15 protein-coding genes are annotated in these 22,722 nt (G+C 73.1%); 6 read left to right on the top strand and 9 right to left on the bottom strand.

Going from position 1 to position 22,722, the window contains the following annotated elements:
- Nucleotides 1-2: 2 nt before the first annotated feature.
- Nucleotides 3-3,944, bottom strand: a complete 3,942-nt coding sequence (locus ACWDD9_RS32915) for a hypothetical protein (RefSeq protein WP_449813616.1) — start codon at nt 3,942-3,944, stop codon at nt 3-5.
- A gap of 259 nt (nt 3,945-4,203) precedes the next feature.
- Between ACWDD9_RS32915 and ACWDD9_RS32910 the strand changes: the two genes are divergently transcribed.
- Nucleotides 4,204-5,505, top strand: coding sequence for a cytochrome P450 (locus ACWDD9_RS32910; protein ID WP_449813615.1), 1,302 nt, complete (start codon nt 4,204-4,206; stop codon nt 5,503-5,505).
- A 45-nt stretch (nt 5,506-5,550) separates the two neighbouring features.
- Here ACWDD9_RS32910 and ACWDD9_RS32905 read toward each other — a convergent pair whose 3' ends face one another.
- Both ACWDD9_RS32905 and ACWDD9_RS32900 read right to left on the bottom strand, forming a co-directional pair.
- Nucleotides 5,551-6,171: an L-threonylcarbamoyladenylate synthase gene (locus tag ACWDD9_RS32905; RefSeq protein WP_049650747.1), complete on the bottom strand. Its 621-nt coding sequence runs from the start codon at nt 6,169-6,171 to the stop codon at nt 5,551-5,553.
- Between the two features lie 100 nt (nt 6,172-6,271).
- Nucleotides 6,272-6,685, bottom strand: coding sequence for a Fur family transcriptional regulator (locus ACWDD9_RS32900; RefSeq protein WP_049650746.1), 414 nt, complete (start codon nt 6,683-6,685; stop codon nt 6,272-6,274).
- 301 nt (nt 6,686-6,986) lie between these two features.
- On the opposite strand from ACWDD9_RS32900, the gene katG reads away from it, so the two are divergent.
- A complete protein-coding gene (gene katG / locus ACWDD9_RS32895; RefSeq protein WP_449813614.1) occupies nt 6,987-9,203 on the top strand; it encodes a catalase/peroxidase HPI in 2,217 nt (738 codons plus the stop codon).
- A 72-nt stretch (nt 9,204-9,275) separates the two neighbouring features.
- Here katG and ACWDD9_RS32890 read toward each other — a convergent pair whose 3' ends face one another.
- The gene (locus ACWDD9_RS32890) at nt 9,276-9,971 is read right to left on the bottom strand and encodes a response regulator (RefSeq protein ID WP_449813613.1); all 696 of its coding nucleotides are present in this window, start codon (nt 9,969-9,971) and stop codon (nt 9,276-9,278) included.
- Nucleotides 9,968-11,212, bottom strand: coding sequence for a sensor histidine kinase (locus tag ACWDD9_RS32885; protein ID WP_449813612.1), 1,245 nt, complete (start codon nt 11,210-11,212; stop codon nt 9,968-9,970). Before ACWDD9_RS32885 ends, ACWDD9_RS32890 begins: the two co-directional genes overlap by 4 nt.
- Before the next feature lie 209 nt (nt 11,213-11,421).
- Here ACWDD9_RS32885 and ACWDD9_RS32880 point away from each other — a divergent pair, with 209 nt between their 5' ends.
- On the top strand, nt 11,422-12,147 hold the full coding sequence (locus ACWDD9_RS32880) for an ABC transporter ATP-binding protein (RefSeq protein ID WP_449813611.1): 726 nt from the start codon (nt 11,422-11,424) through the stop codon (nt 12,145-12,147).
- A complete protein-coding gene (locus tag ACWDD9_RS32875; RefSeq protein ID WP_449813610.1) occupies nt 12,144-14,519 on the top strand; it encodes an FtsX-like permease family protein in 2,376 nt (791 codons plus the stop codon). Before ACWDD9_RS32880 ends, ACWDD9_RS32875 begins: the two co-directional genes overlap by 4 nt.
- A 90-nt stretch (nt 14,520-14,609) precedes the next feature.
- Here the strand turns inward: ACWDD9_RS32875 and ACWDD9_RS32870 are convergent, their stop codons facing one another.
- From ACWDD9_RS32870 to ACWDD9_RS32855, 4 genes are all read right to left on the bottom strand, one after another.
- A complete protein-coding gene (locus tag ACWDD9_RS32870) occupies nt 14,610-15,110 on the bottom strand; it encodes a histidine kinase (RefSeq protein WP_380780228.1) in 501 nt (166 codons plus the stop codon).
- 316 nt (nt 15,111-15,426) lie between these two features.
- Nucleotides 15,427-16,464, bottom strand: coding sequence for a JmjC domain-containing protein (locus ACWDD9_RS32865; protein WP_375874844.1), 1,038 nt, complete (start codon nt 16,462-16,464; stop codon nt 15,427-15,429).
- 66 nt (nt 16,465-16,530) lie between these two features.
- Complete coding sequence (locus ACWDD9_RS32860; protein WP_387966913.1) at nt 16,531-17,577, bottom strand: cytochrome P450; 1,047 nt, start codon at nt 17,575-17,577, stop codon at nt 16,531-16,533.
- A gap of 539 nt (nt 17,578-18,116) precedes the next feature.
- Nucleotides 18,117-20,396, bottom strand: coding sequence for a M9 family metallopeptidase (locus ACWDD9_RS32855; protein ID WP_449813609.1), 2,280 nt, complete (start codon nt 20,394-20,396; stop codon nt 18,117-18,119).
- A 399-nt stretch (nt 20,397-20,795) separates the two neighbouring features.
- On the opposite strand from ACWDD9_RS32855, the gene ACWDD9_RS32850 reads away from it, so the two are divergent.
- Nucleotides 20,796-21,398 carry a superoxide dismutase gene (locus ACWDD9_RS32850; protein WP_049649981.1) on the top strand — a complete coding sequence of 201 codons (603 nt, stop codon included), beginning with the start codon at nt 20,796-20,798 and terminating at the stop codon, nt 21,396-21,398.
- Between the two features lie 266 nt (nt 21,399-21,664).
- Nucleotides 21,665-22,693: a glycosyltransferase family 2 protein gene (locus ACWDD9_RS32845; protein WP_375874846.1), complete on the top strand. Its 1,029-nt coding sequence runs from the start codon at nt 21,665-21,667 to the stop codon at nt 22,691-22,693.
- The last annotated feature ends 29 nt before the right edge of the window (nt 22,694-22,722 follow it).

Genomic DNA, 22,722 nt, shown 5'->3' with positions numbered 1-22,722 from the left:
GGTCAGGCCGTGAAGTAGCCGCTCAGGTCGGCGATCACGTGGGTGTCACCCCAGTTGTTGAAGAACGTCACCCGGCCGTCCACGACCGGGACGACGACCAGGTTGGCCCTGGTCTGCCCGGCCGTGAAGTTGAGGTTCGACACGCCGGGGCGGTCGGTGCCGTGCGGGTAGACGATCAGGTGGCCGTCCGCCGTCGGCTCGGTGACCGTGACGTTGAGGACCACGGCGGTGACGCCGCTGACCGGCACGCCCTCCAGGCCCGTCACCCGCATGCTGACGACGCCGCCGCCGCTCACCGCTCCGGCTCGGGCGCCGACACCGTTGCGGGTGTCCAGCAGCCGGACGGGGGTGGTGGGGGAGTAGGTCGAGCCGGAGTCGCCGTAGTAGCCGGTGACGTCGGCGATCAGGTCGACGTCGCCCGCGCTGTTGCGCAGGTCGACCTTGCCGTTGACGACGGGGACCGTCACCAGGTTGGCGACGATCTTTCCGGCTTCGTAGTTGAGGTTGGAGACGTTCGGTACGGGCCGGCCGTCGGGGTAGACGATGATGTGGCCGGAGCCGGTCGGGTTGACGGCGGTGACGTTCATGACGACGGCGGTGACGCCGGTCGCCGGGACGCCCTTGATGCCGGCCACCTGGAGGCCGACCACGCCGCCCGCGCCGACCCGCTGGGCGGGGGCACCGGTGCCGTCCCGGGTGTCCAGGAAGCGGGCCGGGGTGATCGGGGAGAAGGCCGACCCGGCGGCCCCGTCGGTGTAGTAGCCGGTGACGTCGGCGATCAGGTCGACGTCGCCCGCGCTGTTGCGCAGGTCGACCTTGCCGTTGACGACGGGGACCGTCACCAGGTTCGGGACGATCTTTCCGGCTTCGTAGTTGAGGTTGGAGACGTTCGGCAGCGGCTGGCCGTCGGGGTAGACGATGATGTGGCCGGAGCCGGTCGGGTTGACGGCGGTGACGTTCATGACGACGGCGGTGACGCCGGTCGCCGGGACGCCCTTGATGCCGGCCACCTGGAGGCCGACCACGCCGCCCGCGCCGACCCGCTGGGCGGGGGCGCCGGTGCCGTCCCGGGTGTCCAGGAAGCGGGCCGGGTCGATCGGGACGAACCGGCTCTTGGACGGGGTGGTGGCGGCGGTGACGGTGAAGGCATCGGGGAGCGAGACCCCGTAGACGCCGTCGAGTTCGATGTTGTACTTACCCGGCGCCAGGCTGCTGGTGTCGAGCAGCACGTCGAGCGCTGTGCCGTCGGCGCTCACCGAGACCGTCTCCAGGAACTGCGTGCCGGAGGCGCCGCTGCCCGCCAGCTTGGCCTTGCTGCCCAGGGTCAGTCCCGAGCCCCGGATGACGGCCTGGACCCTCGTCCCGGCGGCGCCGGTGGAGGGGCTGACGGAGGCCAGGACGGGCCGCGGCTGCGGTCGCGGGCAGGAGGAGTCGCAGGTGCCCTGCAAGCTGTACTCGACCGGCAGGTCCGAGGTACCGGGGGTGACGATCAGGACGGCCTGGCCGCCGTCGGCGGAGCTCAACGTCTGGCACCGGGCGCTGAACCCGCTGGAGTTGACGCACTGGTGGTCGTAGTAGTCACGGTTCCAGTGGGTGCCGCTCAGCAGGGTGACGGCGGGCTGCTGGCTGAAGGGGGCGCTGCTGGTGCCGGCGACGTTGAAGGACTGCGAGGGCTTCATGTCGACCACCGCGCAGTAGCCGGTCGAGTCCTCGGTGAACACCCCGCTGCGCTGCGGGAAGCCGTCGATCGAGACCGGGTGGGCGGTGCACTCCGGTGCCCAGCCGTCGGCGGTGCCGACCTTCCAGGTGTCCACGCTGGTGTGCAGGGGCTTGTCCTTGTAGCCGGCCGCGAACAGGACCATGGTGTACGAGGTAGTGCCGGTGACCAGGCAGCTGGTGCCCCACTGGGTGCAGACGTTCTTCCCTCCGGCGTCGAGCACGGCGGCGAGCACCCCCGGGCCGTACGCGTTCCTGCCCGGCCGCGAGCCGATCCAGAGCTTGTCCGCGGCTGCGGCGTCGACGCGGACGCACCGGGCGTCCAGGGCGGAGGTGAGGTCGAATCGGAGCGAGGGGCCGCCGACCGTCGTCGAGGACGGGGTGAGGCACTGTGCGCTCGGGGACGCGTCGCGCCGGGTGAGCTTGTAGCTGTCGGCCTCCCAGGTCCGGATCGGGATCAGCAGCGCGGTGTACGGGACGCCGTAGGTCAGGGCACAGGACTTGGCCGAGTTGCCGTAGGCGATGAACGAGCACGCCGGGCTGCCCGTACCGTCCACGACCGTGATCTCGGCGTTCAGCTGGTTCTTGAGGTTGCCGTAGTCGATCACCTCGGTGGTGGAGTGCTGGTCGGCGGGCAGGCTCAGGCAGACGGCCTCCTGTGAGCCCTGGGGCATCGGGACCTCGACGCCCCAGGAGCCGTCGAACCCGCTCTGCGGCCAGGCGGTGCAGCCGGCGGTCTCCTCGGTCCGGTGGACCACCAGTCCGTAGGCCTTGGACGGGGTTCCGGTCAGCACGACGCGGAACGGGGCGGTGCCGGTCAGCTTGCAGGTGGTCGAGCCGCCGATGTCGCACTGCTTGGCGCCCGAGGCGTCGACGACCCGCCCGCCGGCCGTGGTGCCGTCGGCGGGCGGCCGGTTGATCAGGTAGACGCCCTTGCCGGAGGCGGTCGGCAGGGTCAGGCAGAGCTGCTGGCCCGGCCCGCCGAAGGTGCCGGTGGCCGGGCCGGCCGTCAGACCGCTGTCGTTGGCCGCGACGCAGCCCCGGGTCTCCTTGGCCGAGTGGAAGGCCATGCCGAACGCGCCGACGGAGACCGCGTACGGGTCGACGGCCCAGGTGTAGTCACCCGGCGTCAGCTCGCAGGATCCCTGGGAGCAGAGCCCGCCCTGCGGGGCCCCGTCGGCGGTGTACAGCCCGCCGGCGACGGAGCCGTCGGCCTGGAGGACCGTCCCGAACTCGTACTGTGCGGACTCCGGGACGCGCAGCGTGCGGCAGCGGGTGACCGGGGTCGGGTCCGGGGAGACGCCGAACGCCTGCGGCTCGACCAGCGTGCAGCCCTCCGGGCGGGAGAGCCGCGCCGCGAAGAAGTCGTACGTCAGGGCGGTGGCGTTGTAGCGCTGGGCGGTGATCCGGTACGGGGCGGTGCCGGTGAGGCGGCAGTCGGGGGAGGCCCACTTGTCGCAGACCGGGGTGCCCGTGGCGTCGTAGACGACGGTGGTGGCGCCCCGGACGGTGGCTCCGGTGCGGAGCATGTCGCCGGCGGCGAGGCCGTTCACCTGGTAGCAGTCACCGGCCGAGCCGAGCGCCAGGTCGCCCTGGTACACGGTCGGGGCGCCGAGGGTGAGGTCGGCGGGGCCGATCGTGCGGCAGGCGGTGGTGGACCGCAGCGGCAGGTACGAGAGCGCGAGCGCGGTCGGCGAGCTGCTGACGGTGCCGACCTTCAGTGTGTACGTGCCGGCCCGGGTGGTGGCGCAGCGCAGGGACTGGCTGCTGCCCCAGCTCGGGCCGACCGGGTCGTCGCAGGTCACGGCGGTGCCGTCGGGGGCGACCACGGACGGGATCAGGGATCCCTGGGCGGCGGCGATCTGTACGAGCAGCAGGTCCTTCTGCTGCGGCAGGTCGATGCCGAAGGTGACGGTCCCGCTCTGGTCGACGGTGCAGCTCGCCACGGTGTTGGGCTGCAGCGCCGCCGGGCACGGGCCGCTCGGGTCGGCCTGCCGCAGCTGCTGGGCGAGGGCCTCCTGGTCGGCCTTCCGGTCCGGTGCGGCGGCGGCTGCGCTGCCCTCGCCCGCGGCCGGGTTCGGAGCCGCGGCCGGAGTCGAGGTCGGGTCCGGCTTGACGCCCGGGTCCGCCGGGGCGCCCGCCTGCGGCGAGGCGGTGGCGGCCGTCGGTGCGGCTCCCACGGCCTGGGCCGGGGCGGCCTGGCCCATCAGCGAGGCCAGGACGGTCAACAGGAGGGCTCCGGAGGCGGCTGCGCGGCCTCCTCCCCCTCGCTTTCGTCGTACTTGTCTGCCGATCGGCAGCACGTTCATCTACTCCCCCCACCTTGGACAGGTCGTGCGCACGGAAAGCGCACATGTGATCGAGCGGGCGGAGTCTAGCGGGGCGTTCACAGCCGGTGCCACGGGATAGATGGTCGTGACCAGTCCCTTCCGCGCCCCTCGCCGGAGCCGTTCCGGGAACCGGTGGCGTGACGTACCGTCCGTCGGTATGGCCCTCGATCAGGCGCACGTGAACCAGCTCTTCCTCCCGGACACCTACGCCCACGGCGTTCCGTACGAACTCCTGCGGGAACTCCGCGAGTTCGCCCCCGTCTGCTGGGTCGAGGAGCCTCCCGTCGGCGGGTGGCCGGGCGGGCCGGGGTACTGGGCGGTGCTGCGGCACGCGGATGTGAAGCATGTGCTGCGCAGTCCCGAGCTGTTCTCCTCGCACCTGGGGGCCACGCAGATCCGTGACCCCGACTCCCCGGCGGACCTGGCGTTCGCGCGGGCGATGATGCTCAACCAGGACCCGCCCGACCACTCCCGGCTGCGTCGGATCGTCGCCGGGGCGTTCACCCCGCGCGCCCTGGCGGAGCTGGCCGGGGCGGTGGACGGGCGGGTGCGGGAGCTGGTGGAGGAGGTGCGTCCGGCCGGTCGCGCGGACTTCGTGCGGCTCGCCGCCGACCTGCCGGTGTGGACGCTGGCCCGGGTGATGGGCGTGCCGGAGCAGGACCGGGGGTTGCTGCTGGACTGGGCGAACCGGGTGATCGGCTACCAGGACGCCGACTACGCCCACTCCGGCACCGCCGATCCGGCCGCGCTCACCGAACTCGGCCGTGTCGCGCTCGCCCGCCGTCCGACCAGCCGGACCGGTCCGGACGGCCGCCCGGTCAACCCCCGTTCCCGCGCCGCCCTGGCGGACATGTTCGCCTACGCCCACGGCCTGGCCCGGCGGCCCGCGCCGGGCGGCCTGCTCTCCCGGACGCTCGAAGCGGGGCTGACGGTCGAGGAGTTCGAGACGATGTTCTTCCTCTTCGCCGTCGCCGGGAACGAGACCGTCCGCAACGGCCTGCCCGGCGGCCTGTACGCCCTGCTGAGCCATCCGGAGCAGTACGAACTGCTATGCGAGAGACCGGAGTTGGTCCCCACCGCCGTCGAGGAGATGCTGCGCTGGTGGCCGCCCGTCATGGACTTCCGCCGCACCGCGACGCGGGACGTGGAGCTGGGCGGCCGGGCGATCCGGCGGGGCGACAAGGTGGTGGTCTACCACGCCTCCGCGAACCGGGACGGGGTGGTGTTCCCCGACCCGGACCGGTTCGACGTCACCCGTAGCCCGAACGACCATGTGAGCTTCGGGTACGGTCCGCACTTCTGCCTCGGTGCCCAACTCGCCCGCCTGCAGCTGAGGTCGGCGCTGCGCTGCCTGGTCGAGCGGCTGCCGGGGCTCCGGCTCGTGCCGGGGCGGCCGCCGCGGCGGCTGGTCTCCAACTTCCAGAACGGGCTCAAGTCACTGTGGGTCCAGTGGGGTTGAGACCGCCCTCCGGATGCGTCCGGTGTGCCCGGTGCGCCCGGTGCGTCACTCGAAGCGCTCGGGGTCGCCGGCCCCGCGCCGGGTGATCTCCGCCTCGCCGCTGGAGAAGTCGACGACCGTCGTCGGCACGGTGCCGCAGTCGCCGGAGTCCAGCACGGCGTCCAGTTGGTGGTCGAGCCGCTCCTTGATCTCCCAGCCCTGGGTCATCGGCTCGTCCTCGCCGGGGAGGAGCAGGGTGCTGGAGACCAGGGGCTCGCCGAGCTCGGCGAGCAGGGCCCTGGTGACGACGTGGTCGGGGATCCTGACGCCGACCGTCTTCTTCTTCGGGTGCAGCAGGCGGCGCGGCACCTCCTTGGTGGCGGGGAGGATGAAGGTGTAGCTGCCCGGCGTCGCGGCCTTGATCGCGCGGAAGACGTTGTTGTCGATGTGGACGAACTGGCCCAGTTGGGCGAAGTCCATGCACATGAGGGTGAAGTGGTGGCGGTCGTCGAGGCGCCGGATCGACCGGATCCGTTCGAGGCCGTCGCGGTTGTCCAGCTGGCAGCCCAGGGCGAAACAGGAGTCGGTCGGGTACGCGATGAGGTCCCCGGAACGGAGGCCGGCGGCCACGGAGCCGATGGTGCGCGGCTGGGGGGACTCTGGATGCACGTCGAAGTACTTCGCCATTGGTCGACCCTAAGGGATCCCGGCCCCCGATCGGCGCACGGCGGGCCAGCGGGTACGGCCAGCGGGTACGGGCAGGGCGGACGGCCGGCCGCCGGAGCGGTCAGCCCGCGCAGTCCGGGCACAGCCCCCGGTAGGTGACCTCCGCCTGCGCCACGACGAACCCGAAGCGCTGCTCGGCCGGCAGGTCGGCCAGCGGGTCGCCCTGCGGGTGGACGTCGCGGATGGCGCCGCAGCCCGTGCAGACCAGGTGCTGGTGCGGGTGGTGCGCGTTCGGGTCGTAGCGCTTGGCGCGCCCGTCGGTGGCGACCTCGACGACCTCACCCAGGGTGACCAGTTCGCCGAGCGTGTTGTAGACCGTCGCCCGGGAGATCTCCGGGAGGCGCTCGGCGGCCCGGGCGTGCACCTCGTCGGCGGTCAGGTGCACGTGCTCGCCGTCCAGGACCTCGGCCACGACACGCCGCTGGGAGGTGAGGCGCCAGCCGCGCCCGCGCAGCCGCTCCAGGAGGTCACTCATATCGGTTCACCTATTCAGGTAATGGGGAGGACCGGAGTTTACCAATGCGCTTCCGGTGCCCTCCGGATCCCGATCGGATATGGGCTTGGTGTCTTTCTTGACTTGGATTCCGTCCACCGTAGGATCGGCTCCGGCGCTAGCCTGGACAGCAGCAGCACGTGACTCCCGTCACCACTCCCGTCACCGCCGTGCGCGGTGCCGAGCGGGAACACCACGGGGCGCACCAGGCCAGACCGCAGCAGTAGGTGCCGTAGGTAGCAGATGAAGACACCGTGATCCGCCTTGTGAGGGAAGGATTCCCATGTCTGACAACCACGATGCAACCGGCGTAGAGGCGAACGCGGAGGGCTGCCCGGTGAACCACGGGCGCGCGCCGCACCCCACCCAGGGCGGCGGGAACCGCCAGTGGTGGCCGGAACGGCTCAATCTGAAGATCCTCGCGAAGAATCCCGCCGTGGCCAATCCGCTCGGCGCGGAGTTCGACTACGCCGAGGCCTTCAAGACCCTCGACCTCCCGGCCGTCAAGCGGGACATCCAGGAGGCCCTCACCACGTCGCGGGACTGGTGGCCGGCCGACTTCGGCTACTACGGCCCCTTCATCATCCGGATGGCCTGGCACAGCGCCGGCACCTACCGGATCAGCGACGGCCGCGGCGGCGCCGGCGGCGGCCAGCAGCGCTTCGCCCCGCTGAACAGCTGGCCGGACAACGCCAGCCTGGACAAGGCCCGCCGCCTGCTGTGGCCGGTGAAGAAGAAGTACGGGCGCGCCCTGTCCTGGGCCGACCTGATCATCCTGTCCGGCAACGTGGCCCTGGAGGGCATGGGCTTCCGGACCTTCGGATTCGGTGGCGGCCGGGTCGACGAGTGGGAGCCGGACGAGGACGTCTACTGGGGCCCCGAGACCACCTGGCTCGGCGACGAGCGCTACACCGGCGACCGCCAGCTGGAGAACCCGCTGGCCGCCGTCCAGATGGGCCTGATCTACGTCAACCCCGAGGGCCCCAACGGCAACCCCGACCCGCTCGCCGCCGCCCGCGACATCCGCGAGACCTTCTACCGGATGGCGATGAACGACGAGGAGACCGTCGCGCTGATCGCCGGCGGCCACACCTTCGGCAAGACCCACGGCGCCGGCCCGGCCGACAACGTCGGCCCGGACCCCGAGGCCGCCCCCATGGAGCAGCAGGGCCTCGGCTGGAAGAGCAGCTTCCGCACCGGCGTGGGCGCCGACGCGATCACCAGCGGTCTGGAGGTCACCTGGACGGCCACCCCGATCACCTGGGACAACAGCTTCTTCGAGACGCTGTTCGGCTACGAGTGGGAGCTCACCAAGAGCCCGGCCGCCGCCTGGCAGTACAAGCCCAAGGACGGCGGCGGCGAGGGCACCGTGCCGGACGCGCACGTCCCGGGCAAGCGGCACGCCCCGAACATGCTCACCACCGACCTCTCGCTGCGCTTCGACCCGGTATACGAGCCGATCTCCCGGCGCTTCCTGGAGAACCCGGAGGAGTTCGCCGACGCCTTCGCCCGCGCCTGGTACAAGCTGACCCACCGCGACATGGGCCCGGTCGTCCGCTACCTCGGCCCGGAGGTCCCCGCCGAGCACCTGCTCTGGCAGGACCCGCTGCCGGAGGTCACGTACCAGCGGATCGGCGCGGCCGACGTCGCCGACCTCAAGCGGCGGATCACCGCCACCGGCCTGTCGGTGTCCGAGCTGGTCTCCACCGCCTGGGCGGCCGCCTCCTCGTTCCGCTCCAGCGACAAGCGCGGCGGCGCCAACGGCGGCCGCATCCGGCTCCAGCCGCAGATCGGCTGGGAGGTCAACGAGCCCGACAAGCTGGCCGCGGTGCTGCGCGCCCTGGAGGGCGTCCAGCGGGAGTTCAACGCGCAGGCCGGCGGGAAGCAGGTCTCGCTCGCGGACCTGGTGGTGCTGGCCGGCGGCGTCGGCGTCGAGCAGGCCGCGAAGGCGGCCGGCCTGGCCGTCGAGGTGCCGTTCGAGCCCGGCCGGGTGGACGCGCCGCAGGAGCTGACCGACACCGAGTCCTTCGCCGCGCTGGAGCCCAAGGCGGACGGCTTCCGCAACTGGGTCGGCAAGGGCAACCGGCTGCCGGCCGAGTACCTGCTGCTCGACAAGGCCAACCTGCTGGGCGTCAGCGCGCCCGAGCTGACCGTGCTGGTCGGTGGCCTGCGCGTGCTGGGCGCCAACCACGGCGGGTCCGCGCACGGGGTGCTCACCGGGACGCCGGGCGTGCTGACGAACGACTACTTCGTCAACCTGCTGGACCTGGGCACCAGTTGGAAGGCCACCTCGGAGGACGCGCACACCTTCGAGGGCCGGGACGAGTCCGGCCGGGTGAAGTGGACCGGCACCCGCGCGGACCTGGTCTTCGGCTCGAACGCCGAACTGCGGGCCGTCGCCGAGGTGTACGCGAGCGACGACGCCAAGGAGAAGTTCGTCGAGGACTTCGTCGCGGCCTGGGCCAAGGTCATGAACGCGGACCGCTTCGACCTGGCGTGATCCGCACCCGCGGCTGACGCGGCCGGCACGGCGGGAGCCCGGGGGCGTCAACCCCCGGGCTCCCGCTGCGCGTTACCGCCCCTCGGCCGCGGAGCCCACGCTGACCAGCCCGGTCTCGTACGCCGCGACCACCACCTGGGCCCGGTCCCGCAGGCCCAGCTTGCCGAGGATCCGGGCCACGTGCGTCTTCACCGTCGCCTCGGACAGCCCCAGCCGGGCGGCGAGTTCGGCGTTGCTGAGGCCGCGGGCGAGCAGTGCCATCACCTCCAGCTCGCGCGGGGTGAGCGTGCCCAGCTCCCGGTGCGGGGCGACGGCGGCGGCGCCCGGGTCGTCCGGGCGGGCGAAGCGCTCGACCAGGCGGCGGGTGATCGCCGGGGCGAGCAGCGCGTCCCCGGTGCGGACCAGCCGGACGGCGGCCGCCAGGTGCTCCGGGGTGACGTCCTTCAGCAGGAAGCCGCTGGCCCCGGCGGCCATCGCCGCGTAGACGTAGTGGTCGAGGTCGAAGGTGGTCAGCATGATGATCCGGGGCGGCTGTCGCGCCCCGTCCGCCAGGATCCGGCGGGCGGCCTCCAGCCCGTCCAGGCCGGGCATCCGGATGTCCATCAGCACCACGTCCGGCCTGGTACGCCGGACGGCGGCGACGGCCTGTTCGCCGTCCTCGGCCTCGGCCACCACGTCGATGCCCTCCGACTCCAGGATCAGCCGGAACCCGGTGCGGACCAGGGCCTGGTCGTCGGCGACCACCACCCGCAGCGGCTGCTCGTTCATGAACTCTCCAGGGGGACGAGGGCCTTGACGCGGTAGCCGCCGCGCGGCCGGGGGCCGGTGTGCAGGGTGCCGCCGTAGACGGCGAGGCGTTCGCGCAGGCCGAGCAGGCCGCGTCCGTTGCCGGTGGTGGCGGCGCCGGTGGGGCGGCCGCCGGTGTCGGTGACCTCGACCAGCAGCCGGTCGGGGGCGTACTCGACGGTCACCGCGGCGTCGGCGCCGGACGCGTGCTTGACGGTGTTGGTCAGCGCCTCCTGGACCACCCGGTAGGCGGCCAGCTCGACCCCGGGCGGGACGGGCCGGCGCTCGCCGCGGACGGTCAGCTCGACCGGCAGCCCGGCCTGCCGGACGCCGTGGACCAGCGCCTCCAGGCGGCCGAGGCCCGGCTGCGGGCTGAGGTCGGCCCCGGCGGCCGGGTCGTCGGCACTCTCCGAATCGATGGTCAACAGGCCCATCACGTGCCGAAGTTCGGTCATCGCCGCGCGCCCGCCGGACTCCACCGCGGCCATCGCCTCGCGGGCCTTGTCCGGGGCGGTGTCCAGGATCTTGCGGGCCGCCCCGGCCTGGATCGTCATCATGCTCACGTTGTGGGTGACGACGTCGTGCAACTCCCGGGCGATCCGGGCCCGTTCGAGCTCCACCGCGCGCTCCAGCGCGGCCAGCTGCCCGCGCTCCAGGGCGGAGAGCCGCTCCCGCCCCTCGTCCACCCGGCGGCGCCACATCCGCAGTTCGTAGGCGACCGCGAACACCGGCACCAGGACCAGGACGGCCATCACCCCGTTGGGGAAGTGCGGCAGTTTGGCCGCGGCGAAGAGCACCACGAGGGCGGCGGTCGCGGCCGGCAGGCTCAGCAGCAGGGCCGTCGCGCGGCGCCCGTACGCGGCGGCGCTGTACGCGGCGACGATCACCGCCACGCCCGCCGCGTACGCGATGTCCTCCGACTCGTGCCGGACCAGCAGCGCGGTGGGCAGGACCACCCAGAGGACCGCCAGCGGGTGGCGCCGACGCAGCACCAGCGGCAGCGGGACGAGCGGCACCACCAGCAGCAACAGGCTGTGCCGGTCCGGATGGCCGGGGTTCTGCGCGATGGTCGCGTAGCGCCCGCCGGTGAGCGCGAGGAAGAGGGCCAGGGCCAGGTCGAAGGCCAGGCCGCGCCTGGTCGGCCGGGGCGGCGGCGGTCCGCCCGGGCCGCCGGCCAGCCGGACCGCCGCGCGCAGCCGCCGCACCGTCGGATGGTTGATCACCGGGACATTGTGGGGGCCGCGGGCGCCGGGGGACAGCCCCGCGGGTGGCGGGCGGCGGGTACACCCGGCGACTACGTCGGAAGGATGACGTCGCGCCCGGGTCCGCCGGACGCGGTAGCGATGGTGCGGCGGACGGCTGACGCGGGCGCGGGCCGCCCGTTCGTACCTTCGTCCTCGTCAGCAGGCGGGCAGCGAGGAGGAGCGGGGACATGAGCGGCGATCCGGTGATCGAACTGAACGGGGTGAGCCGTCACTACGAGGGCGCCCGGGCGGCCCTGGACGGGGTCACGCTGAGCGTGCGGGCGGGGGAGTCGGTGGCCGTGCTCGGCCCGTCCGGCAGCGGGAAGTCCACCCTGCTGAACCTGGTCGCCGGGCTGGACCGGCCGAGCGCCGGGACGGTCACCGTGGCCGGGGTGCGGGTGGACCGGCTGGGCGAGGCGGCCTCGGCCCGCTACCGGCGCGGCACGATCGGCATGGTGTTCCAGTTCTTCAACCTGCTGGACGACCTCACCGTGGCCGACAACGTGGTGCTGGCCGGCGAACTGGCCGGCGTCCCGCGCGCCGAGGCCCGGCGCCGGGCCGCCGAACTGCTGGAGAGCCTCGGCATCGACCGGCACGCCCGCGCCCACCCGGGCCGGCTCTCCGGCGGTGAGCGCCAACGCGTCGCGGTGGCACGGGCGTTGATGAACCGGCCGACACTGCTGCTGGCGGACGAGCCGACCGGGGCGCTGGACTCGGCCTCGGGCGAGGACGTCAAGGAGCTGTTCCGGGAACTGCACGAGGACGGGCAGACCGTCCTGCTCGTCACCCACGACCTGACCCTGGCCGAGGACTGCGCCACCCGCACCGTGCGGATGCGGGACGGCCGGGTCGAGGCGGACTCGGCCGCGGCTTCGACTTCGGGTACGGCTCCGGGCCCGGCGGTGACGGCATGAGCGCGCTCGGCAGGGTCGTCCGGGCCGGTGTGCGCAGGCGCCGGACGCAGTCCGTCGCGGTCGGGCTGGCCGCCCTGGTGGCCACCACCTGCTCCGTCCTCGGCGGCTCGCTGCTGGTCGCCTCCCAGGACCCCTTCGACCAGGCCTTCGACCACCAGCGCGGCGCCCACCTCACCGCGCGCTTCGACGGCGCCCGGGCGAGCGCCGACCAGCTCGCCGCCACCGCGCACGCCCCCGGGGTGGCGGCCGCCGCCGGGCCGTACCGCACCGTCACCGTCGACCCCGAGCCGGGGCCCGGCCTGGGCATGCCGCCCGGGGTGACGATGGGGCCGATGACCGTCGCCGGGCGTGCCTCGGCCGCCGTCGGCGTCGACAACATCACCCTGGTCCAAGGGAGTTGGCCGCAGCAGCCGGGCGAGGTGGTGATCGACGCCGGGTACCACGACCAGCCGAGGGGGCTGGGCGGCAGCCTGCGGGTGCCCGGCCTGCCGGGGGCGCCGACCCTCAAGGTCGTCGGCCTCGCCCGCTCCGTCAGCCGTACCGCCGACGCCTGGGTGACCCCGGAGACCGTCGCCGCCCTCACCGCGCCCGGCAGCACCCCCGGCTACCAGATGCTCTACCGCTTCAGCGACGCCGGCAGCGCCGACGCCATGGCCGCCGACCGGGCCGCCGTCACCGCCGCCGCCCCCGCCGGGGCGCTCACCGGCGCCCAGTCCTGGCTCACCGCCAAACAGGGCTCGGACCGCAACACCGCGCTGTTCCTGCCCTTCATGGTCGCCTTCGGCCTGCTCGGCATGGCGATGTCCGTGCTGGTCGCGGGCAATGTGGTGGCCGGCGCGGTGGGCACCGCCACCCGCCGGATCGGCGTGCTCAAGGCGCTCGGCTGCACCCCCGCCCAGGTGGTGCGGGCGTACGTCGCCCAGGCGCTGGTCCCGGCCGCCGCCGGCACCCTGCTCGGGGTCGTCGTGGGCAACGCGCTGACCGTCCCGGTGCTCGCCACCACCGGTTCGCTGTACGGCACCGACACCTCCGGCCTCGCCCCCTGGGTGGACGTCGCGGTGGCCGGCGGCACCCTGGCCGCCGTCGCGCTGGTCGCCTGGGCCGCCGCCCGGGCCGGCCGGCTGCGCACGGTGGACGCGCTCGCCGTCGGCCGGACCGCGGGCGGCACCCGGCGGGACGTCCTGGCCGCCCGCGCCGCCGCGGTGGCCGCCCGGCTGCCGCTGCCCCGGCCGCTCAGCCTCGGCCTCGCCCAGCCCTTCGCCCGCCCGGCCCGCGCGGCCGGAACGCTCGCGGCGGTGCTGTTCGGCACGGCGGCGGCCGTCTTCGCGGTGGGCATGGGCGGGACGATGAGCTGGGTGCAGGAGGCGAAGACCCGCGACGCGGGGGACGTCGCGGTGCACCCGGTCCGGCCGGACGGCCCGCCCGGAACGGCGCCGGCCAGGCCCGTCCCGGCCGACCGGGCCGTCGTCACCGCCGCGCTGGACGCCCAGCCGGGCACCGCCGGGTACCTCGGCAACGGCACCGAGGACGTCACCGTCCCCGGGGTGGCCGGCGCCACCACGGTGACCGCCTTCGACGGCGACTCCTCCCGGGCGGGCTACAAGATGGTCAGCGGCCGCTGGTACCGGGGCCCGGGCGAGGCCGTCGCCCCGTCCACCTTCCTGACCGAGGCCTCCGTCAACCTCGGAGACCAGGTGACCTTCACGACCCACGGCCGGGCCGTCACCGTCCGGATCGTCGGCGAGGTCTTCGACCCGCACGTGCAGACCAACGAACTGCTCACCGACGCCGGCAGCTACCCGCCCGGAACGGCCCCGACCCCCGACTTCTGGTTCGTCAAGCTGAAGCCGGGCACCGACCGCGCCGGCTACGCCGCCGCCCTCACCGCCGCGCTCGCCCCGGCACACATGACCGCCGACACCGGCGGGCCGCACGGTTCCAGCGGCTCGATCGCCGCCCTGAACTCGCTCACCGCCACGCTCACCCTGCTGCTGCTCGTGGTCGCCGGGCTCGGGGTGTTCAACACCGTCGTCCTGGAGATCCGCGAGCGCACCCGGGACACCGGCGTCGCCAAGGCGCTCGGCATGACCCCGGGCCAGACCGTGGGCGTCGTCCTCGCCTCGGTCCTGCTGACCGGTGCCGTCGGCGGCGCGATCGGCCTGCCGGTGGGGCTGCTGCTGCACGGCCTGACGGTGCCCGCGATGGGCCTCAGCGCCGGGCTGAACTTCCCGCCCGCCGCGCTGGACGTCTTCGGTACCCCGGCGCTGGTCCTGCTCGGGCTCGGCGGCGTGCCGATCGCCCTGCTCGGCGCGCTGCTCCCGGCCGTATGGGCGGCGCGGGCGCGCACCGTGGACGCGCTACGGGCGGAGTGACGGCGGGGGCCGTACGGGACCGGACGCCCGGTCCCGTACGGCCCCCGCGGCTCAGGAGGCCCCCGCGCGGCTCAGAAGGCCCCGTGCCGCTCAGGAGGCCCCCGCGTCGTCCGCCTTCTGCTCGGCCGCCCGGACCCGCTCGGCGAACTCGCGCGCGTCGATCCGCTCGACCGAGGCCCCGTGCCGGGCGGCCAGCTCGTCCGCCGGGGCGGGCGAGGACTCCCGGAGCTCCACGGCGAGCAGCGCCCCGCCGTCCGGCACCCGGGGCGAGAGCATGATCAGCCCGGCGCCGCCCTCGCTCGCCTGGTGCTCCTCGGCCGCGTTGCCGAGCGCCGCGCCGGCCGCGAAGCCCAGCAGCACGCCGACCGGCCCGCCGAGCAGCCCGATCAGGCCGCCCAGCACACCCGAGCCGACGGTCGCCACCCCCGCGCCCCGGGTGAAGGTGTCCGCGACCTCCAGCAGCCCGTCGGCGCTGCGCTCCATCGCCGCCACCATCCGCAGGCCCGGCAGGTGCTGCGCCTCGTCGAAGGCCGGGCGCCAGGCGGCGGCCTCGGGGAAGGTCAGCAGGACGACGTTGTGCTGGTCGCTCATCGCGCTCCGATCGGACCGGGGCCGGAGGTGGCCGGGCTTCCATCGTGACCCCCGGTGCGGGGCGCTGCCACCCCGGCGGCCCTCAGCAGCCGCACCAGGCCGTCGTGGCAGCTGCCGGGGCCGTGCCCGATGTCCTGCTGGAGCCAGTCCTGCCCCAGCGCTACCCGGACACGCGCCTCCCGGGAACCCGCCTCCCGGAAACCAAACGGCCGTCGGTCCGGGGTGGCTCCACGGTCCCGAAGATCAGTCAGTCGGATCAGGCTTGGCGGTTGATCAGCCCGATGCGGATTCCGTGCGCCGGGCGCGTCGCCGCAGGCTACCCGGCCGCGCCGCGCAGGCGGCGCCAGGTGCGGCCGACGGAGGCGAGCCCGGGGCGGCCGTCGGCGGGGGTGGCGGACTCCCAGGTGCGGGCGGCCTCGGTGAGGGTTTCCGCGGGTTCGGCCGGGGCTGCCGGGGCGTGGGGGGTGCCGGTCCGGGCGGCGCGGGCGGCGCGCAGGAGGTCCTCCGGTCCGAGGGCGTCGAGCCTCGTCCGGGCGTGGGCGAGCAGGGCGGCGCAGGCGTCGGTGATCGCGGGCTCGCCGAGCGGGCGGGCGGGCAGGCCGAGGCCTTCGGCCAACTGCCCTTCCAGGGCGGTGCGCAGGTCCTGGACGGAGAGGTCGCGGACGGTCAGCGACAGGTGGGCGGACAGGCCCCCGGCGCCGACCGCCCGGTGGGCGAAGCCGCGCGGGATGTAGAGCACGCCGCCGGGTTCCAGGACGCCGTGCAGCCGCAGCGGGGAGCGCTCGTCCTCGGGGAGTTCGCCGAGCCGCCAGTCCGCCGTCGTCGGCGCGTCGTGGACGTACCAGGTCTTGCGTCCGGCGGCCTGGAGGACGAACACGTCGGCGTCGTCGCGGTGCACGGCGAGGCCCTGGGCGCCGGCCGGGGTGACGAAGAAGAAGGCCTCCACCCGCCGGTCGAGTTCCTCGGAGAGCCGCGCCACCAGTTCGCCGGTCGGGCGGTGCCACTGGTCGACGCAGCGCAGCAGCAGGGTCGCCCCGCGGCGCAGCTGGGCGAGCACCTTCGCGCGGTCCGCGAAGCCGTGGTGCGCCGTGCCGTTGACGGTGCGCGAGGTGGTGAAGGCCTCCGGCGGGATGGTCACCTTGTCGGAGCGGACCATCTCCAGGTAGGGCGTGCGCAGCAGCCCGCCGTCGAAGGCGGCGTCGAGTTCGTCGAGGTCGAACGGCGAGGCGGGCGCAGCGGGCGAGGCGGGCGCCTCCGGGGCCTTCCGGGGGAAGAGCGCGGGCTCGCGCTGCCACTGGCGGCCGGTGAAGCCGTCGACGTCGCCGACCCAGTCGGCCAGTGTGGGCGATTCCATGGTGTGTCCCGTGGTGTCAGGGGTCTTCCGGGGCGGCGGGGGTGTTCCGGAGGCGGCGCCGGGGCGTCAGGCCCGGACCCGCGCCTCGAACCGTACGGCGAGCAGCGAGCGCAGCGGCACCTGCGCGTCCTGCCGCGGGCTGTGGACGACCAGCCGGTTGTCCAGGGCCGCGGTCAGCAGCTGCTCGGCCAGCGGCACGATCAGGTGCTTGGCCCAGCAGCGGGCGCCGTCGAAGCCGAAGGGCATGAACCCGGGTGTCTTCTCCGGGTCCGCGACCCCGTCCCAGCGCTCGGGGCGGAAGTCCAGCGGGTCGGACCAGTAGTCGGGGTGGCGGTGCATCAGCAGTGGGAAGAGCGCGACGTCGTCCTCGGGCCGGATCTCGGGGTGGAGTTCGGTGTAGGCCGCGCCGCCGTTGCGGTAGAGCATCCAGGCGGGCGGGAGCAGGCGCAGGGTCTCCCAGAGGACGTCGGTGAGCTTGGCGCGGTGCTCCGGCAGGTCCCGTTCCGGGCCCATGAGCCACAGGGCGTTGCCGGCCAGGGCGGCCACGCCGTCGCAGAGGGTGGCCGTCGCCCGCCGGTACATCGCGATGGCCTGCTTGCGTTCCAGCGTCTCGTCGGCGCCGCGGATCAGTCCGGCCAGTTCGGTGCCCCCGTCCTGGTCGGCGGAGCCGGGCCAGGCGGTGACGGCGCGGTCGACGAGCCGGGAGAGGGTGTCGGAGCGGGTGACGCCGCGCTTCGACAGCAGGGAGACCGGCAGCGGGTCGTCGGAGAACAGCCAGCGGCGCAGGTAGGAGGTGCCCGCGTAGGGCCAGGAGCCGGCCATGCCGCGCGCCGGGGGCGGCGGCTTGCGGATGCCCGCCATGGCGTCCTGCCCCAGTGCGCGGATGGTGCGCGTCGCGCTGTCGTGGGGGATGTCGGAGCCGGCGGCGGGCTTGTAGACCGATCGCTCGGTGGAAAGGACGGGGCGGGCCGCGACGATTTCGGCCATCAGCCGGGAGTCCGAGACGCCGACCTTCGACGGGTCGATCCGGAACACCTTCTCGTCCCTGGCCAGCAGCTCCTGAATCCTCGGGGCGAACACGAGGGAACGGCTGCGCGCGGTTGCCGTCGCCATTTCTTCCACGGGAATCCGGCCTCCAATGCGCAATGGCAGGTCAGTGTGTTCGGCGCGGCGCGCGGAGGAATCCCGGACGCGCCGTGGCGCCGGCGGGGGCACGGCCGACCCGGCCCCCGCCAGCGGCTGGACACGTTAGATAACGTGCAGCACCCACGCGTGGTTCGCGAGGTCGTCGTTCTTCTTGAACTTCTTGACGAGCGCCTTGACCATCTTCATGACTAACTCTCCATTCCGGGGATTGGCGGGTGTGGCGAGAATGCCGCACCCGAGCCGTCAGAGATATTCGGCATTCCGTTGCCGGAGGCCGAACCGGTTGATCTGTTCATGGACACTAACCGAAACTTCGCCGCCCGGACACCCCCTCGGCAGAGGAATATGCGATCTCTTACGGGCCGTTGACGGCCTATTCGATGGCCGAATCGTTATAACCCCTGGATATCCCTGGGCGGGGGGGTCGGAACGGGAAAGCGAAAGGGCCCCGCGAAGTCGCGGGGCCCTGCTGCCTGCGGCAGTCGGTCGGTCGTGGGGCGTCGGTGTCAGTTGTAGGTCGTGGTGACCGTGATGCCGCCGAAGCCCTGCTGGGCGTAGAGGCTGAAGAAGACGTAGCCGGCCGGCGGGTTGGTGATGGTCAGGGTCTCACCGTTGCCGCCGGTGGCGGACTTGGCCGTGGCGGAGCCGGTGGTGGCCCAGGAGCCGGCGTTGTAGTAGAGGTCGGCGTTGCCGGTGCCCCCGCTGGTGGTGATGGTCAGCTGCTTCACGCCGGCCGGCAGGTTCAGGAAGCTGTAGCTGTAGTTCCCGGTGGTGGCGGCGACGTTGTCGCGGCGGCAGTTCTTGTCGTACTGCCGGGCGTCGGTGGCGGTGCAGAGCGGGGCCTTGGGCTGCTCGGTGGTGGGCAGCGAGCCGCAGTTGTCGGCGGCGCAGGCCTTGAGCCAGGTGGCGAAGTCGGCGTCGTACGCGGTGCCGATGGTGGTCTTCAGCAGCGTGCGGGCGCCGTTCCAGTCACCGGCGCGGTACTTGGCGAGCAGCGCGTCGACGTCCTGCGGGTGCGACTGGAGCATGTAGCGGACGGCCAGGTAGCCCCAGTTGTAGATCCGGGTGGAGTCCGCGTTGTCGTAGGTGGTGTCGAACAGGGTGCTCAGCGCGTAGGTGCCCTTGCCGGCCTGGGCGACCGCGTCGTCGTAGTGGGCGCCGCGGTAGCTGTAGGAGACGTACTCGGCGAGGCCCTCGACCCACCAGATGGTCGGGGTGGTCATGCCGGCCTCGAAGTCGCCGTACATGTCGTAGCGGCCGTCGAGGTAGTGGGTGTACTCGTGGTTGAGGTTCCAGATCTGGAACTGGGGGCGCAGCCAGGAGGCCTCGTGGGCGATGAAGCGGGCCTGGTTGCCGACCGTGGCCGGGTTGCCCTCCTCGTACATGCCGCCGTTGTCGACGTCGATCTTGTACATCTCCCAGGCGTACAGGCTGTAGTTGTAGTAGTCGTCGAAGACGACGACCTCGAGGTTGGTGTTGTTGTCGTTCGGGACCGGGCCGTTGTCCTTGACCACCTTGTGGAAGAACGCGTCCTGGTTGACCAGGCTGGTGCAGGTGTCGGCGAGCTGCTGCGCGGTCATGTCCTGGGCGCGGATGCGCAGGTTGGCGTTGCAGGTGTGGTCGACGGTGAGCACCAGCGGCACGAGCTTGGCCGGGACGTCACAGGTGCCGTAGTAGGAGCAGTTGCCGGCGTCCTTCTTCTCCGTGAACCAGAGCAGGTTCATGGTGAGCGGACCGGTGTTGCCGACCAGCGGGTAGCGGTTGATCAGGTCCTTGACGATCGGCCGGCCCTGGGCGCGCAGCGCGTCGTTGGCGACCAGGTTGCCGAGCTGGATGCCGATCTTGGTGACGGTGTCGCCGCCGTTGAGCTGGCCGCTGTTGCGGGTGACGAAGGACGACACGGTGGTCGCGAAGGTCGGGTCGGCCTGGAGGGCGGAGACGAACTCCGGCAGGTCGAAGCCGCGCTCGATGACGGTCTCGGTGTTGGCCACGGCGGTGGCCATCGTGGCGGGCCAGCTGCCGGTGTAGTCGTTCAGCAGCCGCTTGACGACGCCGGTGTAGCGGGCGTTCTCCTGGGCGCTGTCGATCAGGGTGACGGCCTCGGCGAGGGTGGCACCGTTGGCGTCGGTGGCGTCCTTGCTGTGCGGGGCGGCGTAGAAGGCGTCCAGCGCACCGCGGATGGCGGTCTGGAGGCCGGTGCCGTACGGGCCCACGACGTCCTTGTTGTACCACTGCACGTAGTAGCCGGCCCGCAGGAAGAGCACCAGCTGCCCGGCGGAGGTGGAGTTGTCGCCGGGGTACGTGGCGGCGGTGTCGCGCAGGGCGTTGGCGACGGTGACCATCTGGGCCTCGTTGAAGGCGCCCTTGGCGTCGTTGCCGGTCAGCGTGAACAGGGTGTTGACGCAGTCGAGACCGGCCCCCTTGACCTGCTGGACCAGCGCGGCACCGGACTTGCCGGTGAAGGCGGAGACGTCGCAGGCGGCGGCGGTGAGCGCCCGTGCCGACCTGGCGGCGCCGACGGTGCTGCCCGCCGTCGGGGCGGTGGCCTTGGCCTGCGGGTCCGAGACCAGCGGACGGGCGTCCTTGGGGGTGTCGGGGGACTTGGGCACCGGGATCGTGCGCGGTGCGGCGGTCTGGCCGGCCGAGGTGGCGGGCTGACCGGCCGGGGCGGCCGCGGGGGCGGCGGCCTGCGCCGCGGGTGCGAACAGGCCGAGCGAGAGGAGGAGGGCGGTGCCGAGCGCAGGGAGTCTGCGCGCGCCGTCCTTCGCTATCGAGGAGGGACGCATCTGTGGGGGCCTCCGGGGCCGTTGAGGGTGGGGGTGGCCGCGCTGCGTGGGGCGCACGGGCCTTGCTGTGTGACATGTAAAATGGCACAACGGCGAACACGGAGGGAAGCCCCGGGAACGGATTGCCGGTCTACGAGACCGAAACGTTGCCGGAGGGGCGCCGGTGCGGCGGAGTGACGGGCCGCCGGGGTGACGGGGCGTACGGGCCGGGCAGGTCGGCCGGGTCGGGCGGGCGGGGCGAGTCGGCTGGGCCGGACGGGTGGTCAGCGGCGGTCATTGTGCCCGACGGGACGTGCGGGAATAAGCAGGAGCCCATGCTTCGTTCTTGCAACTGATACGCAATAGTGTTGTCCCGGCACGATCACCACCGTTCAACCCGCCGAAAGGGGCCGTGTCCTGATGGGCACCTACACGCTTCCCGACCTGCCGTACGACTACTCCGCGCTGGAGCGGGCGATGTCGGCCGAGATCCTGGAGCTGCACCACTCCAAGCACCACGCCGCGTACGTCAAGGGTGCCAACGACACCCTGGACCAGCTGGCCGAGGCCCGCGACAAGGAGCAGTTCGGCGGCCTGGTCGGCCTGCAGAAGACCTTCGCGTTCCACCTGTCGGGCCACGTGCTGCACTCGCTGTTCTGGCAGAACCTCTCGCCCGAGGGCGGCGACCGCCCCGAGGGCGAGCTGGCCGACGCCATCACCGAGCACTTCGGCAGCTTCGACGCCTTCAAGAAGCAGCTCACCACCGCCACCACCGGCGTGCAGGGCTCCGGCTGGGGCATCCTGTCCTGGGAGCCGCTCGGCCAGCGCCTGATCGTCGAGCAGGTCTACGACCACCACGGCAACGTCGGCCAGGGCACCACCCCGCTGCTGGCCTTCGACGCCTGGGAGCACGCCTACTACCTGCAGTACCGCAACGTCCGCCCGGACTACGTCACCCGCCTGTGGGACGTCGTCAACTGGCAGGACGTCTCGGACCGCTTCGCGGCCGTCAAGAGCGCCTGACCCGGTTCGGGTGACGGAGGGCCCCGGACCGGTCGGGCGGTCCGGGGCCCTCCCCTTGCGCCCCAAGGGGCGTCCCGCGCGGGCGGGTTGACGCCGGGCGCGGCCGACGCCCCGGCGGACCGGTGATTGCACCGTTCCGCTCGCTCGATTCAACCCGGCGTTCGCCCGCGGGCCGCATACGGTCCGTATGCTCGGGCCACTGTCGGTGACCGGCGGTCGACGGCCGCCCGGCCCGTCCGCTCGTGTCCTGAGCGAAAGGCCGTGCGATGGCCCCGCGTCTCTCCCTCGTCGTCCCGATCTACAACGTCGAGCGCTACCTCGGGGAGTGCCTGGACTCGATCGCGGCCCAGACGTTCGAGGACTTCGAGTGCGTCCTGGTCGACGACGGCTCGACCGACGACGGCCCCGTCATCGCCGAGGAGTACACCGAGCGGGACGGGCGCTTCCGACTGGTCCGGCAGCGGAACCAGGGCCTCGGCGCCGCCCGCAACACCGGCTGGCGCCACCTCACCCCCGGCACCGAGTACCTGGCCTTCGTCGACAGCGACGACGTCGTGCCGCCGCACGCCTACCAGCTGATGATCAGCACCCTCGACGGGACCGGCTCCGACTTCGCCGCCGGCAACGCCCTGCGGCTGCGCACCTCCGGCCTCAGCCCCTCGCACGCCCACCGCCGCCCGTTCCACGAGACCCGGCTGCGCACCCACATCGGCGAGACCCCCGCCCTCGTCACCGACCGCACCGCCTGGAACAAGGTCTACCGGCGCTCCTTCTTCGACGGCGCCGGCCTGACGTACCCCGAGGGCATTCTGTACGAGGACGCCCCGGTCAGCGTGCCCCACCACTTCCTCGCCGCACGCGTCGACGTGCTCGCCGACCCGGTCTACCACTGGCGGGTGCGCGAGGACGGCGACCTCTCCATCACCCAGAAGAAGACCGACCCGCGCGGTGTCGTCGACCGGGTCCGCTCGATGGAACTCGTCCGCGAATGGCTGCTCGCCCGCCCCGAACCCGCCTTCGCCGAGCACCTGCGCGCCTACGACCGCAACTGCCTGGTCGAGGAGATCCCGATGTTCTTCTGGACCGTCCCGGACGGCGACCGCGCCTACCGCGCCGCCTACCAGCAGCACGTCGCCCGGCTCCTCCGGGCCATCGGCCCCGAGGCCCAGGCCGGCCTCAGCCCCCAGCTCCGCCTCAAGTACCGGCTCACCCAGGCCGACTCCATGCCCGCCTTCGTCGCCGTCCAACGCGCCCACCGCCTCGCCCGCCGCACCCGCCAGGCCCTCCGCCGCTGAGCCGGGGGGCATTGGTCGGCGGGTCGGGC

Source organism: Kitasatospora sp. NPDC001119 (assembly GCF_053598475.1).
This window is presented reverse-complemented; position numbering and strand designations above follow the sequence as displayed.